The 15,178-nt window shown below is 70.5% G+C and carries 10 protein-coding genes; all 10 read left to right on the plus strand.

The genetic code is table 11. The annotated features are described in order from the left end of the window. Positions 1–17: 17 nt before the first annotated feature. The gene (locus ACFV57_RS31520; RefSeq protein WP_385239236.1) at positions 18–1,625 is read left to right on the plus strand and encodes a GMC oxidoreductase; all 1,608 of its coding nucleotides are present in this window, start codon (positions 18–20) and stop codon (positions 1,623–1,625) included. Positions 1,626–1,829: 204 nt separating this feature from the next. Then, on the plus strand, positions 1,830–3,206 hold the full coding sequence (locus tag ACFV57_RS31525; protein WP_385239199.1) for a glycosyltransferase: 1,377 nt from the start codon (positions 1,830–1,832) through the stop codon (positions 3,204–3,206). Between the two features lie 60 nt (positions 3,207–3,266). After that, positions 3,267–4,325 carry a DegT/DnrJ/EryC1/StrS family aminotransferase gene (locus tag ACFV57_RS31530; protein WP_385239200.1) on the plus strand — a complete coding sequence of 353 codons (1,059 nt, stop codon included), beginning with the start codon at positions 3,267–3,269 and terminating at the stop codon, positions 4,323–4,325. Positions 4,326–4,354: 29 nt separating this feature from the next. After that, a complete protein-coding gene (locus tag ACFV57_RS31535) occupies positions 4,355–5,605 on the plus strand; it encodes a cytochrome P450 (RefSeq protein ID WP_385239201.1) in 1,251 nt (416 codons plus the stop codon). A gap of 80 nt (positions 5,606–5,685) precedes the next feature. Continuing rightward, a complete protein-coding gene (locus tag ACFV57_RS31540; protein WP_385239202.1) occupies positions 5,686–5,880 on the plus strand; it encodes a ferredoxin in 195 nt (64 codons plus the stop codon). Positions 5,881–5,993: 113 nt separating this feature from the next. Further along, positions 5,994–11,198 carry a beta-ketoacyl synthase N-terminal-like domain-containing protein gene (locus ACFV57_RS31545; protein ID WP_385239204.1) on the plus strand — a complete coding sequence of 1,735 codons (5,205 nt, stop codon included), beginning with the start codon at positions 5,994–5,996 and terminating at the stop codon, positions 11,196–11,198. Positions 11,199–11,607: 409 nt separating this feature from the next. Then, positions 11,608–11,790 carry a hypothetical protein gene (locus tag ACFV57_RS31550; RefSeq protein WP_385239206.1) on the plus strand — a complete coding sequence of 61 codons (183 nt, stop codon included), beginning with the start codon at positions 11,608–11,610 and terminating at the stop codon, positions 11,788–11,790. 127 nt (positions 11,791–11,917) lie between these two features. Beyond that, positions 11,918–12,454, plus strand: a complete 537-nt coding sequence (locus ACFV57_RS31555; protein WP_385239208.1) for a DUF6232 family protein — start codon at positions 11,918–11,920, stop codon at positions 12,452–12,454. A gap of 32 nt (positions 12,455–12,486) precedes the next feature. Then, positions 12,487–12,786 carry a hypothetical protein gene (locus tag ACFV57_RS31560; RefSeq protein ID WP_385239210.1) on the plus strand — a complete coding sequence of 100 codons (300 nt, stop codon included), beginning with the start codon at positions 12,487–12,489 and terminating at the stop codon, positions 12,784–12,786. Positions 12,787–12,972: 186 nt separating this feature from the next. Beyond that, entirely contained in the window at positions 12,973–15,171 is a 2,199-nt protein-coding gene (locus ACFV57_RS31565; RefSeq protein ID WP_385239212.1) for a hypothetical protein, read from the plus strand. Positions 15,172–15,178 lie beyond the last annotated feature (7 nt).

The raw sequence follows: 15,178 nt of genomic DNA on the forward strand, positions 1-15,178 counted from the left end.
GGCGCCGTCTGCTCGGAATGGCCGCCCTCAGCGGCGCCGCCGTCGCCGGAATGACCACGATTTCCGCCGCCCCGCGCGCCGCGGCAGCGGCCAAGGGCGGCCCGCAGGCCGGCAGCGGCACGTTCGTACCGGCCGTGGTGATCGGCACCGGTTACGGCGCGGCGGTCTCCGCGCTGCGGCTCGGCGAGGCGGGCGTCTCGACGCTGATGCTCGAAATGGGCCAGCTGTGGAACAAGCCGGCCGAGGACGGCAATGTCTTCTGCGAAATGCTCAAGCCCGACCGCCGGTCCAGCTGGTTCAAGACGCGCACCGAGGCCCCGCTCGGCTCGTTCCTGTGGCTGGACGTGATCAACAGGAACATCGACCCGTACGCGGGTGTGCTGGACAAGGTGCACTTCGACGAGATGTCGGTGTACGTCGGGCGGGGCGTCGGCGGTGGCTCGCTGGTCAACGGCGGCATGGCCGTCGTACCGAAGCGCTCGTACTTCGAGGAGGTCCTCCCGCGGGTGGACGCCGCCGCGATGTACGACCGGTACTTCCCGCGCGCCAACTCCATGCTCAAGGTGAACCACATCGACAAGGGCTGGTTCGAGGAGACCGAGTGGTACAAGTTCGCGCGGGTCTCGCGCGAACAGGCGGCCAAGGCGGGCCTGGGCACCACCTTCGTCCCCAACGTCTACGACTTCGGCCACATGCAGCGCGAGGACGCCGGTACGGCCCCCAAGTCGGCGCTGGCCGGCGAGGTCATCTACGGCAACAACCACGGCAAGCAGAGCCTGGACAAGACCTACCTGGCCGCCGCGCTCGGCACCGGCAAGGTCACCATCGAGACCCTTCACCAGGTCAAGGCGATCCACCAGCAGAAGGACGGCAGCTATGTGCTGTCGGTGGAGCAGAGCGACGTCAACGGCAAGGTCCTCGCCCACAAGGAGATCGCCTGCCGCCACCTGTTCCTCGGCGCGGGCAGCCTCGGCTCCACCGAACTGCTGGTGCGCGCCCGGGACACCGGCGCGCTGCCCGACCTCAACGCCGAGGTCGGCGCCGGCTGGGGCCCCAACGGCAACATCATGACCGGCCGCGCCAACCACGTCTGGAACCCCACCGGGGCCCACCAGTCGTCGATCCCCGCCCTGGGCATCGACGACTGGGACAACCCCGCCGCCCCGGTCTTCGCGGAGATCGCGCCGATGCCGGCCGGCCTGGAGACCTGGGTCAGCCTCTACCTGGCGATCACCAAGAACCCCGAGCGCGGAACCTTCGTCTACGACAAGGCCACCGACAAGGCCAAGCTGCGCTGGACCCGGGACCAGAACACTCCCGCGGTCGAGGCCGCGAAGTCGCTCTTCGACCGGATCAACAAGGCCAACACGACGATGTACCGCTACGACCTGTTCGGGTCGCAGCTGAAGAACTTCTCCGACGACTTCAGCTACCACCCGCTCGGCGGCTGCGTCCTGGGCAAGGCCACCGACCTCTACGGCCGCGTCGCGGGCTACCGCAACCTCTATGTCACGGACGGCTCGCTCGTACCGGGGTCCATCGGCGTCAACCCCTTCGTGACCATCACGGCGCTGGCCGAGCGCAACATCGAGCGGGTCATCGCGGAGGACGTCAAGACCGCGTAGCACCGCCCCGGTGACGGCCCGCCGTCCGCCCGGTTCCGGCCCTCCCCCCAGTGCGGAGGGCCGGTTCGTTCCTGCCCCGAATGCCGTCGCACCGGGTCTAAGGATTTTCCGGCTGCCGGCGTGAGATCAAAGGGGGGTGCGGCTGGTCGATCCGCACGGGGGTGTGCTTGCCGGACCCTGTTTGTCATTGCTGAAAGGAAAACAATGGACTCCGCCCGACGGCCGATCCTCTTCGTCACTCTCCCGGAGAGCGGGCTGGCCAATCCGCTGCTCGTACTCGCCGAGGAGCTGTCCCGCCAGAACGTGCCGGACCTCTGGTTCGCCACCGACGAGCCGCGGCGCGGGGATGTGAAGAAGATCGGGGTGGGTTCCCCGGTGGAGTTCGCCTCGCTGGGCGAGGTGGTCACCGAGCTGTCGGCGGTGACCTGGGACGACGAGATCTACCGCAAGGTCACCCAGAACTCGCGTTTCAAGGCGCACCGCGCGGTCGTCCAGCACACCTACAAGCCCGGACGGCACGAGGAGAAGTTCCACAAGCTGGTGGCCGTGGTCGAGGAGGTGCGGCCGGCACTGATGATCATCGACTGTGTCAGCGCCTTCGCGATCGAGGTCGCGGTCTCCCGCAATATTCCGTTCGTGCTGAGCGTGCCGTTCACGCCGAGCAATGTGCTGACCGCGTTCATGCCCTTCGCCAAGGCCTACACCCCGCGGGACTTCCCGGTGCCGCACACGGGCCTGCCGTATCCGATGACGTTCACCCAGCGGATCAGCAACGCGCTCTTCAAGTGGCGGAACCTGGCGATGTTCATGACGCCGAAGATGATGAAGGTGGTCAAGGAGGACAACCGGCGGCGCATGGAGCACGGCGTCGGCAAGCCCAGCCTGATGACGCGGATCGACCGTGCCGATCTGGTGCTGTGCAATTCCATCGCCGAGCTGGACTATCCCTTCGACATTCCGGAGAAGATGCGGCTGGTCGGCGCGATGGTGCCGCCGCTGCCGGAGTCCTCGCAGGACGACGATCTCTCGCGATGGCTGGACGAGCAGTCCTCGGTCATCTACGCGGGATTCGGAACGATCACCCGGCTCACCCGGGACCAGGTCCATTCCATGGTGGAGGTCACCCGCCGCCTCGAAGGAAAGCACCAGGTGCTGTGGAAGCTGCCCTCGGAACAGCAGCACATGCTGCCGCCGAAGGAGTCGCTGCCGGCCAACCTCCGGGTCGAGAGCTGGGTTCCGTCGCAGCTGGACGTGCTCGCCCACCCCAACGTGAAGGTCTTCTTCACCCACGCCGGCGGCAACGGCTACAACGAGGGCGTGTACTTCGGAAAGCCGCTCGTGGTGCGTCCGCTGTGGGTGGACTGCTACGACCAGGCCACCCGGGGCCGGGACTTCGGCATCAGCCTGACCCTCGACCGGCCGCGGGACATGGACGTCGACGACGTGATCGACAAGCTCACGCGAGTGATCGAGACCCCTTCCTTCCGCGAGAACGCCGAGCGGCTCAGCGCCCTGCAGCATGCGGCGGGCGGCCGTGAGGCCGCTGCCGAGCTGGTCCTCGGACACCCGGCCCTGGCGTAAGGCCGCACGAGTATTCACCGACGTTCGAGGACCACGAGGAAGACAAGGAAGAAGCAGCGGATGTCGTTCAAGTATCCCGTCTCCAAGCCCGCTCTGGACGGTAGAGAGCTGGAGTATGTGACCGGTGCCGTCGGTGACGGCTGGATATCGTCCCAGGGCCCGATGGTGCAGCGTTTCGAGCGCGCCTTCGCGGACTACAACGGCGTCGCGCACGGCGTGTCCTGCTCGTCCGGGACGGCGGCCCTCACGCTGGCCCTGCGGGCCCTGGGCATCGGCCCCGGCGACGAGGTGATCGTCCCGGAGTTCACCATGATCGCCTCGGCGTGGGCGGTCACGTACACCGGCGCGACGCCCGTGTTCGTCGACTGCGGTGACGACCTCAACATCGATGTCACCCGCATCGAGGAGAAGATCACCGCGCGGACCAAGGCCATCATGCCCGTCCACATCTACGGCCGTCGCTGTGACATGGACGCGATCATGGACATCGCGTACCAGTACAACCTGCGGGTCGTGGAGGACAGCGCCGAGGCCCACGGCATCCGCCCGGTCGGTGACATCGCGTGCTACTCGCTGTTCGCCAACAAGATCATCACGGCGGGCGAGGGCGGTATCTGCCTCACCGACGACCCCCAGCTGGCCGGGCAGGTGGCGCACCTGCGGGCCATGGCCTTCACCAAGGACCACAGCTTCCTGCACAAGAAGGTCGCCTACAACTTCCGTATGACGGCCATGCAGGCCGCCGTCGCGCTCGCCCAGACCGAGCGCCTGGACGAGATCCTCGCGACGCGGAGCGAGATCGAGCGGCGCTACGACGAGGGCCTGGCCGGCATCCCCGGCATCACGCTGATGCCGCGGCGGGACGTGCTGTGGATGTACGACCTGCGGGCCGAACGCCGCGAGGAGCTGCGGGAGTTCCTGGCGGGGGAGTCCATCGAGACCCGGCTGTTCTTCAAGCCGATGAGCCGCCAGCCGATGTACCTCGACCCCGTCTGGCCCTCGCTCAAGGCGAACACCTTCGCCGAGGACGGCCTGTATCTGCCCACCCACACCGGACTGACCGCCAGCGACCAGGAGTTCGTGATCGACCGGGTCCGCGCGTTCTACGGCGCCGGCTGACCGGGCCGTTCGAAAGGGGACATCCACCCATGACGCACAACGACCCGGCCGCGCCCCAGACCTGCCCGGTCACGGGACAGACGGCCACGGACGCGGCCGGTTCGGCCGCCGCCACGGACCAGCTGATCGTCGACTTCCCGCAGCGCCAACCCGGCGTACCCTTCCCGCCGCCGGACTACGCCGGCTTCCGCGACCGCAAGGGACTGGTCCTCTCGCGCCTGTCCGACGGCAAGCGGGTGTGGCTGGTCACCCGGCACGAGGACGTACGCACCGTACTGACCAGCCCGAGCATCAGCTCCAACCCCCAGCACGAGGGGTTCCCCAACGTCGGGAACCTGGGCGTGCCCAGCCAGGACCAGATCCCCGGCTGGTTCGTGGGCATGGACTCCCCGGACCACGACCGGTTCCGCAAGGCCCTCATCCCGGAGTTCACCGTCCGGCGTGTACGCGCGATGAAGTCCGCGATCGAGAGCACGGTGGACGCGCAGCTGGACGCCATGCTGGCCGCGGGCAACACCGCCGACCTCGTCGCCGACTTCGCCCTGCCCATCCCCTCCCTGGTGATCTCCGCGCTGCTCGGCGTGCCGCCCGCCGACCGCGAGTTCTTCGAGTCCAGGACCCGCGTCCTGGTCTCCCTCAGCTCCTCCGGCGACGACGACCGGATGACGGCCGCCAAGGACCTGCTGCGCTACATCAACCGGCTGGTCGAGATCAAGCAGAAGTGGGGCCGCGACGACCTCATCACCCGGCTGCTGGCCACCGGCGCCATCGCCACGCACGAGATGTCCGGCGTGCTGATGCTGCTCCTGATCGCCGGCCACGAGACCACGGCGAACAACATCGCGCTCGGCGTGGTCACCCTTCTGCAGAACCCCCAGTGGATCGGTGACGAGCGGGCCGTCGAGGAGACCCTGCGCTTCCACTCGGTCGCCGACCTGGTGTCCCTGCGCGTGGCCGTCGAGGACGTCGAGATCGGCGGACAGCTCATCAAGGCGGGCGAGGGCATCGTGCCGCTGGTCGCCGCGGCCAACCACGACGAGAACCTCTTCGCCTGCCCGCACGCCTTCGACCCGTCCCGCTCCGCCCGCGGCCACGTGGCCTTCGGCTACGGCGTACACCAGTGCCTGGGGCAGAACCTGGTACGGATCGAGATGGAAGTCGCCTACCGCAAGCTGTTCGAGCGCATTCCGAACCTCGAACTCGCCGTTCCCGCCGACGGCCTGGACATCAAGTACGACGGCGTCCTCTACGGCCTGAACGAGCTGCCCGTCCGCTGGTGACCCGCTCGGCCCCACCCGCCCGGCGGCCCGTACCACCGGCCGCCGGGCGGCCCCCATCCACCGCAGGAAGAGACACCGACATGCGTATCACCGTTGACCCCGACCGCTGTGTCGGGGCGGGCCAGTGTGTGCTGAACGCACCCGCGATCTTCGACCAGGACGACGACGGGCTCGTCACCCTCCTCACCGAGCCCGGCACCGACCAGGAGACCGCCGCCGCCCGGCTGGCGGGCGCCCTGTGTCCGTCGGGGGCCATCTCCGTGCAAGAGGGCTGACGTCCGACCCGGGCAGGAGCTCGTGTCCGAACCCCGGCCCGCCCCACAACTGACGAGAGTGTCGAGAGCGATCCGGGAGTGATGGTGCTGTGCCCCTCCACACAGATGACTACGTGATCCAGCCGCCGGCCGAAGCGGCGGAAGTACTGGGCGGCCACACGCTGCCCAAGGTGTTCGAGGCCGCCGTGGGGACCGCCCCCGACGCGGTGGCCGTCGTCGACGGGGACCGCTCGTGGACGTGGACGCAGTGGCGGGCGGACGTCGACGCGCTGGCGCGAGGCCTCCAGGAGACGGGGGTCGCGCCCGGCGACGTGGTCGCGGCGCGGCTGCCGAACTGCTGGCAGCTCCAGACCCTGCACCTGGCCGTCGCGGCCGTGGGGGCGGTGCTGCTGCCCGTCCACCAGGGCACCACGACTGCGGAGGTCCGTGCGCTGCTGACCCGGGCGGAACCCGTACTGCTCGTCCTGTCGGCCTCCGGGAGCGAGAGCGCGGCGACGGGCCGTTCGCTTCTGGAGAGCGTGCCGTCGCTGCGCGGCGTGCTGCTGGCCGGGGAGCCGGAGACGGAGAGCGAGGAGCCCGGCGTCGCGTCGCTGGACGGGCTGCTGGCGGCCTGGGCGGGCAACGGGCCCCGGCCGGTGGATGTCACCCCCGACATGCCGCTCGCCCTGATCCCCTCGTCCGGGACGACCTCGGCGCGGCCCAAGCTGTGCGTGCACAGCCACGACGGCCTGCTGTCGAACACCGCGGCCGTGACCGCGGAGGCCGCCGACGCCTTCGGCGGTACGGTCCTCACGGCCTGCCCGATGACCCACCTGTTCGGCCTCCAGGCCATGCACTCCGCGCTGTTCGCCGCCGGCCGGCAGGTCCTGCTCACCGCCTGGGACCCGGACCGCTTCCTGGAACTGGCGCGGGAGCACGACCCCCGCGTCGTCTTCGCCGTGCCCGCCCAGCTGCGGGACGTCGTCGCGCGGCTGGCCGGGACGGACGGGCCGGCGGGCTTCGCGCCGCACCAGGTGCGTACCGCGGGAGCCGCCGTCGCGCCCGCCCTCGCCGTACGGATACGCGCCGCCCTCGACTGCGAACTGGTCGTCGTGTGGGGGATGTCCGAGATCGGCACCGGTACCCGCACCCGGGCCCACCACCCCGACGGCAGTGTGGGAGAGCCGGTCGCCGGCGTGGCCGTCCGGGTCGTCGACGAGGCCGGTGAGGTGTGCGCGGCGGGCGGCACGGGAGAGCTCCAGTACCGCGGGCCCGGACTGTTCCGCGGCTACTTCCGCGAGCCGGAGCCGACGCGCTCGGCCCTCACCGACGACGGCTGGCTGCGGACCGGCGACATCGCGGCCGTCGACGCGGACGGCGTGGTGATCCTGCACGGCCGGGCGGCCGAGGTCATCGACACCGGCGGCCGGACGTTCCTCGCCACCGAGGTCGAGGACCTGCTCGCGGACCTGGCGGGCCTGGGCCCGCTGGCCGTCGTGGGCGCACCGGACGACCGGCTCGGGGAGTACCCGTGCCTGGTCGTGACCGGCCGGGCGGACCGCACGATCGGCCTGACCGAGGTCACCGCGTTCCTGCGCCGGCTGGGGCTCGCCGACCACAAGATCCCCCTCGAACTGCTCACCGTACGCGAACTGCCCCTCTCTCCCGCCGGAAAGCTCGACCGCCGGGCGCTCGGCAGCCTGCTCGCCGACCCTGCGGCGATACCCGTACCGGCCCGCCCCGGCGCGGCCCCGCCGTGCACGGTCCAGGAAGCGCTGGAACTCGTACGCGACTGCGTCGGCCAGGTGCTCGGCGACGGCGGCACAGCCGTCCCCTTCGCCCCCGACACGGACTTCCGCCGGCTCGGCCTCGACTCCGTCCACGCGGTGCGGCTGCGCAACCTGCTGCGGGAGGAGACCGGGCTCGCCCTCCCGGTCACCCTGGCCTTCGACTTCCCCGACCCGCGGGCCGTCGCGCACGTACTGGCCGAACAGGAGAACGCGTCCCCGGAGGAGCCGCCGCAGACCCCGGCCGACGATGCCGACCCGGTGGCGATCATCGGCATGGCCTGCCGGCTGCCGGGCGGCGTCGACTCGCCCGACGCCCTGTGGGCCCTGCTCGCCGACGGGACCGACGCGATGTCCGGCTTCCCGGACGACCGCGGCTGGGACCTGGAACGGCTCTTCGACGAGGACCCCGACCGGCCGGGCACCTCCTACGCGCGCGAAGGCGGCTTCCTGCACGAGGCGGGCGACTTCGACGCGGGCTTCTTCGGCCTGTCCGACCAGGAGGCGACGGCCACCGACCCGCAGCAGCGGCTGCTCCTGGAAGCGGCCTGGGAGACCTTCGAACGCGCGGGCATCGACCCGAGGACCCTGAAGGGCACCCGCACGGGCGTCTTCACCGGCGCGATGGACCGCGGCTACGGCGCCAACGCGTCCGCCACGCCCAGCGCGTGGGAGAGCATGCTCATCACCGGGGCCTCCGGCAGCGCGATCTCGGGGCGTATCGCCTACACGTACGGGCTCGAAGGCCCCGCGCTGACGGTCGACACCGCCTCCTCGTCCTCGCTGGTCGCCCTCCACCTGGCCTGCCGGTCCCTGCGGTCGGGCGAGAGCAGCCTGGCGCTGGCCGGCGGCGTCACCGTCATGGCGAACCCGACCCCCTTCGCGCACTTCTCCCGCCTGCGCGCGCTGTCCCCCGACTCCCGCTCCATGGCGTACGCGGACGCCGCGAACGGCTCCGCGTGGTCGGAGGGAGCGGGACTGCTGCTGCTGGAGCGGCTGAGCGACGCCCGGCGCAACGGACACCGCGTCCTGGCAGTCGTACGCGGCTCCGCCGTGAACCAGGACGGCGCCTCCAACGGGCTCACCGCGCCGAGCGGACCCGCGCAGCAGCGCGTCATCCGCCAGGCCCTGGCCGACGCCGGGCTGACGCCCGCGGACGTGGACGCCGTGGAGGGCCACGGCACCGGCACTCCGCTCGGCGACCCCATCGAGGCCCAGGCCCTCCTGGCCACCTACGGCCAGGAGCGGCCGGAGAGCCGGCCGCTGTGGCTGGGGTCGGTCAAGTCGAACATCGGGCACACGCAGGCCGCCGCCGGAGTCGTCGGGGTCATCAAGACCGTGCTCGCGCTGCGCCACCACGTCCTGCCGCGGACGCTGCACGTGGACACCCCCACGGCCAAGGTGGACTGGTCCGCCGGATCGGTACGGCTGCTGACCGAGGCACAGGCCTGGCCGCAGGGGAGCGGACCCACACGCCGCGCGGGGGTGTCCTCGTTCGGACTCACCGGCACCAACGCGCACGTGATCCTCGAAGAGGCGCCCGACGAGGTCGGGGGAACGGAAGGGGCGCCGAGCGCGGCCCCGGAGGCGGAACGGAACGCGTCCGGGACGGCTCCGGCCCCGGAAGCCGCCGATGACACGGCCGCGCCCTGGGTGCTGTCCGCCCGGAGCCGGGCGGCGCTGCGCGCGCAGGCCCGGCGCCTGGCCGAGCACGTGGGCGCCGACCCCGGCCTGAGCGCCCAGGACGTCGCCCACGCCCTCGCCACCACCCGCGCCCTGCACCCGCACCGGGCCGTCGTCAGCGGCTTCGACCGGGCGCATCTGCTGTCCGCGACGGCCGAGTTCGGACGCGGTGAGCGGACCGCGGCCGTCACCCCGCACGACTCCGTACCGGGCGGGCTGGCCGTCGTCTTCCCCGGACAGGGCAGCCAGCGCAACGGCATGGGGCGCGAGGCGGCCGGCAAGTTCCCCGTCTTCGGGCGGGCGCTGGACGAGGTGTGCGCCGCGCTCGATCCGCTGCTGCCGCGGCCGCTGAAGTCGGTGATGTGGGCGGCTCCCGACTCCGAGGAGGCGGCCCTCCTCGACGACACCACCTACACACAGCCCGCGCTGTTCGCCGTCGAAGTCGCCCTGTACCGGCTGTTCGAGTCCTGGGGCGTGGTCCCCGACCAGCTGGTGGGGCACTCGGTCGGCGAGATCGCCGCCGCCCATGTGACCGGCGTACTCGGCCTCCAGGACGCGTGCACCCTGGTGGCGGCCCGGAGCAGGCTGATGGGCGAGCTGCCGCTCGGCGGCGCGATGGTGGCGGTGCGCATCACCGAGGCGGAAGTGGCCCCGTGGCTGACGGAGCTGACGGACTCGGTGTCGATCGCGGCCGTCAACGGTCCGCACTCCCTCGTCCTCTCCGGCGTCGAGGCCCCGCTCATCGCGCTCACGGAGCGGCTCGCCGCCGCCGGCCACAAGACCCGGCGGATCACGATGAGCGTCGCGGCCCACTCGCCGCTGATGGACCCCATGCTGGAGGAGTTCCGCGAGGTCGTCCGTACGCTGTCCTACGCCGCGCCCACCGTTCCCATCGTCTCCACGGTGACCGGCCTCCCGCTGACCGCCGAGACCGTGCGCGACCCGGACTACTGGGTGCGGCACGTACGGCAGGCCGTTCGCTTCAAGGACGCCGTCGGACGGCTCCGGGACGAGGGGGTCACCGGGTTCCTGGAGCTGGGCGCCGAGGCGGCCCTCACGCCGATGATCGACGAGTGCCTGGAGGCGGGCGACCCGCAGCCCGGTGCCGCCCTGGTACCGAGCCTGCGCGCCGGAGCGCCGGAGCGGCACGCGCTGCTCACCGCGGTCGCCCGGGTGCACGCCCACGGCGCTCCGGTGGACTGGGACGCGGTGCTTCCCGGGGCCCGGCCCGTCGCCCTGCCGACGTACGCGTTCCAGCGGCGGCGGTTCTGGCTGGCGTCGGCCCCGGGCCCGGTGGGCGCGGCCGGTCCGGCCGTCGGCGCGGGGCTCGCGGCTGCCACGGATGCGACGGCGGCGGACGAGGAGCCGCCGGGGCTGGAGGCCCGGCTGTCCGGCCTCGACGACGTCGCCGCGGACGCGCACGTACTGGCCCTGGTCCTCGCCGAGACGTCGGCCGTGCTCGGCGGCCAGGAGCGAGTCGACGAGGAGGGCACCCACACGTTCAAGGAGATGGGCATCAACTCCGTGAACGCCGTCGAACTCCGCAACCGCCTCATCGCGGCCCTGGACATGCGGCTCCCCGCCACACTCGTGTACGACTACCCGACGCCGAACGCCGTCGTCGGTCTCGTCCGCGAACGCCTCGCGCGCCCGGCCGGTCCCGCACGTGACGTGAACTCCGTCGTGCGGGAACTGGAAGCCCTGCTCACGGCCGGGGCGGAGGTCTCGGAGGAGACGATGGCCCGGCTGAAGGCGGCGGTGGCGGCAGGACCGGCCGGCGGCACGGGCACCGGCTCCGGCTCCGGCGAGGCGCTGGATCTGACGTCGGCCAGCGACGAGGACCTGTTCCGGTTGATGGACGGGGTGTGAACGGTGGTGCGGGTGCTCCGCGGAGCACCCGCACGTACCGGACATCGGTCCATTCGAGCAGTACGCTCCTGTCTTTGTGCCGCGCTCCGGGAATGCCACCGGGAAGTGACGACGCGCGGTGTGCGGTGAGCGCCCGGAATCCTGCCGGAAAAATCACGCCCCGAATTGCGCCCCGCGGGAACTTGGATCGGATGCGGCGCGTCTCCATGGCGAAGTAGCCGCGCCGAGGCGGGCGCTTCGGGGGCTGATGGCGCACGGATTCGCAAGGCCCGACACAAAATCAACCTCGAATGCGCTCCCGGAAGCCGGCCCGAGAGGAATGCCGCACTTCACGAGATGTGGTGCAAAAGCAGCCTGCATGGAACGGGGGCGTTGGGCCTTGCATGGTTTTGGTGGTTTCGTGATGACGGTGGGACTCGTCCTTATGGTGACGGGTCTGGGGATGTTCGGTCTGGATCTGGTGGGGGTTGTGCAGTCGTCGATGGAGACCGGCGGCCACCCCCGGAACTTCCCGCCGAACATGTTCAAGTGGTTCGGCCTCGGCATCGTGGGCGGGGTCGTCTACGAGCTCGGCAAAGCGGCACGGGGATGAGAGCGCCCCGGACACTCCGGGGCGTACAGAAAAGGCGTGGCCGTAAGGGCCTCGCGCAGCGGGTGAGCGGAGCATGAACCCCGACGCGGGTACGCCCCGCGTCGGGCGGTCGGGGGAAGGATCCGCCATGGACAGACGTGACATCATCACGGTAGAGATCGACCGGCAGGTTCTCTGGATCGGTGCCGGGGCCTATCCGTTGCGCAACATCGCCAGAGCGAAAGTCGAGGAATTCGTCCCCGACCACTGGGAGACGTTCTGGCGATTTCTTTCGTCTCTCGTCGTGGTGGTCGTCCCGGCGGCCGCCGCACTCGCCGTGATCAAGAACCTTGAGCTGTCCGACAGCGACCGTGAGAACGCCCAGCGCATCGTGGTCGCCCTGCTCGTGGCCCTGGTCCTGATTTTCGTCGTACGGCTGGTATCGGGACTGTCGACACCGACGTACTACGCGCTCGTCATCGAGACCGCGGGAGCCCCGCACGCCGTCCTGGTCAGCGTGAGCGTGCGGGAGGTGAGCCGTCTCGTCGGACAGATCATGGACGCGATCTCCAATCCCCACGCGGCGTACAAAACCACCGTCGTCAACCACTTCAACCAGCACATCGGCGACCGGATCAGTCAGATCGGCGGCAACGGCAACATCGGAAAGAGGGTGGGGAATTGAATACCGGCGGGTACTACCACTATGGCGACTCGGTGATCCAGAACGGGGGGATCGGCAACATCGGCATCGACAAGAGCCGGTCCCCTGGAAACTCGCATCCCTCCTTCCAGGAGATGCTCCGGGAGATCCGGATTCTGCGGGAGCGGGTGTCACCGGAGGACCGCCAAGTCATCGATCATTCGCTGCAAGCCCTGGGCGCGGGCGAGAACGCGGAGCCAGGCACCGTACGCCGAGCCCTCAACGCCGTCGCCGGAGTGGCCACCATGGTCGGCGAGGTGGGCGTTCCCGTGGTCGAAGCGGTCCGGCGGGTTCTGTCGCTCTTCGCCGCCTAGCACCGCCGCGGCTGCCCTCACCCCGGGGGCCCCGGCCCCGCCCTGTTGCCCCTGTGGCCACGCCTACGGCTACTTCCGGCCGTTCTGGTTGTGACGGGGGCATGACCGGGCGGGACCGGAGTTGAATCGAGAACGTTTCCGGGGCGGCGTACCGGAGTCGGTACCCGAGGTGAGGGTGTGAGGCGTATGAACGAAAGTCGCAGACTGAGCCGCAGATCTCTGTTACGCAGCGGGCTGGGGGCGGGCGGACTGGCCGTGACCACCAGCCTGTTGCCCGGGCTGTGGGGACGTACTCCGGGCGCGGCGTGGGCCGCCTCCCCGGCGGCGTCCCCTTCGGCTTCCCCGGCCGCCGTACCGCTCGGCTCACCGGGGAACGCCCCAGGAGCCGCCGCGGCGTTCCCCGACTGGGCCAGGTTCGCCCGCGTCGCGGACGGTACGTTCGACGACGACGCCGACCCGGCGCGCGACATGAAGCCGGTGATCGCCAAGCTCAAGGCGCAGAACGTCAGCGTCATCGAGGTCGACACGATCTTGTCCAACTGGCTGCCGGACGCCGAGTTCACCGCGCACATGGCACAGATGAAACGCTTCTCCGATCTGGCACACGCCGCCGGGATACGGGTGATCGTCTACTACCCGTCGCTGGAGGTGATCAGCGTCGGCGGGGAGAAGGGCAAGTCCTTCTACAAGGACAGCGACGGCAAGAACTGGGTGCAGCGCGGCCTCGACGGCAAACCCAACGTCTTCTACGGCAGCCTGGTCGTCTGGGTCGACCCGGGCGACGAGAGCTGCTGGGTCAGTCCCAACTCCCCCTGGCGCGACTACTACCTCACCCGCATCAAGGCCCTGGCACGTACCGGTGTGGACGCGATCTGGCCGGACGTACCGATCTACTTCGACGGCGCGCTCAGCTGGTGCGACGCCTCCACCTGGGCGGCGAGCGCCTTCAAGGCCGACACCGGGCTGGCGCTGCCCACCGCCGTCGACTTCTCCAAGCCCGCCTTCCGCCGCTATGTCGAGTGGCGCCACAGCAACCTCAACCAGTTCCAGCTCGACATCGCCGCCGCCGGCCGCTCGGTCAACCCCGACCTGGTCACCTTCGTCGAAACCGTGACCATGGACTACAAGTACGCCACCACCGTGGGCCTGGACGGCGCCTACCTGCGCCGGGCGGAGGGCGTCAGCCACGTCTGGGAGGTGGACGTCCTCGGCAACTACGACGGGATGCGCCACGCCACGCTGTCCGACTGGACCTGTCTGATCTCGATGTACAAGTACGCCCGCGCGGCCAGCGGCACCAAGCCCGCCTGGGCGTTCTCCTACGGCTGGAAGGCCGACGACGCGTCGCTGGTGATGGCCGAGACCCTGGCGGCGGGCTGCAACCCGTACGAGGTCAAGAGCCCGTTCAAGACCGACAGCACGGACACCGCCATGCGGACCCGGATGTACGGCTTCGTCGCGGCCCACCAGGAGGAGCTGTTCGCCGCCGCCTCCGGGGCCACGGTCGGCGTCTACCACTCCTCGTCGTCACGCGACTTCGTCAGCCCGGTCGAGGGCAGCGGCATGTACGTCAACACCAAGCCGCCCGCCGGGGTCAAGGACTGGTGGAGCTTCGACACATCGGAGGAGAGCTGCACCGACCAGAAGTGGCTGGGCGAGTTCCGCGGCACGGTCAAGTCCCTGGTGCTCGCGCACATTCCTTTCAACACCGTGCCCAGCCCCGGCGTCGGCGCCGACGACCTGGCCGGCTACCGCGTCCTGTACCTGCCCAACCTCCAGGCGGTCTCGGCCGCGGAGGCGGACGTCCTGCGCTCGTACGTGGCGGGCGGCGGCACCGTCGTGATCACCGGCCCCGCGCCCACCGGCCTCGACGAGCGGGGCGGCGCCCGTACGGAGTACACGCTCGCCGACGTCCTCGGCTTCCGCAAGGCGGACCCGGTGCCCGCCACCAAGCGGAACGCGTTCGGCCAGGGCACCTGCTGGTTCTTCAAGGACCTGCTCGGCCTGAAATACCTCTCGCGCACCGATCAGCCCACCGCCGACACCCTCCTGGGACCGGTCCGCACGGCCGCCCCGCCCGCCGTCACCCTGACCGGTGATCCGCGTGTCCACCTGGAACTGAGCCACCTCGGCGACGCCACCATCGTGCAGCTGGTCAACTTCACGGCCTTCGGCGAGACCCCCGCGGCCTTCAAGACCAAGCCCACCACCTGCACCGTCGGACTCACCGTCCCCGCGGGCCGGCAGGTACGGGCGGCCACCGTCAGCTCGCCCGACAACTCCGGCCCCGGGCCGCAGCCGGTGGCCTGGAAGACGGACGGCGACAAGGTGAGCGTCGAACTGACCGTGGTGCAGTACGCACTGCTCAACGTCACCATCAGCTGACCCAGGG

The organism is Streptomyces sp. NPDC059788, assembly GCF_042732265.1.
In the GTDB taxonomy this organism is placed as follows: Bacteria; Actinomycetota; Actinomycetes; order Streptomycetales; family Streptomycetaceae; genus Streptomyces.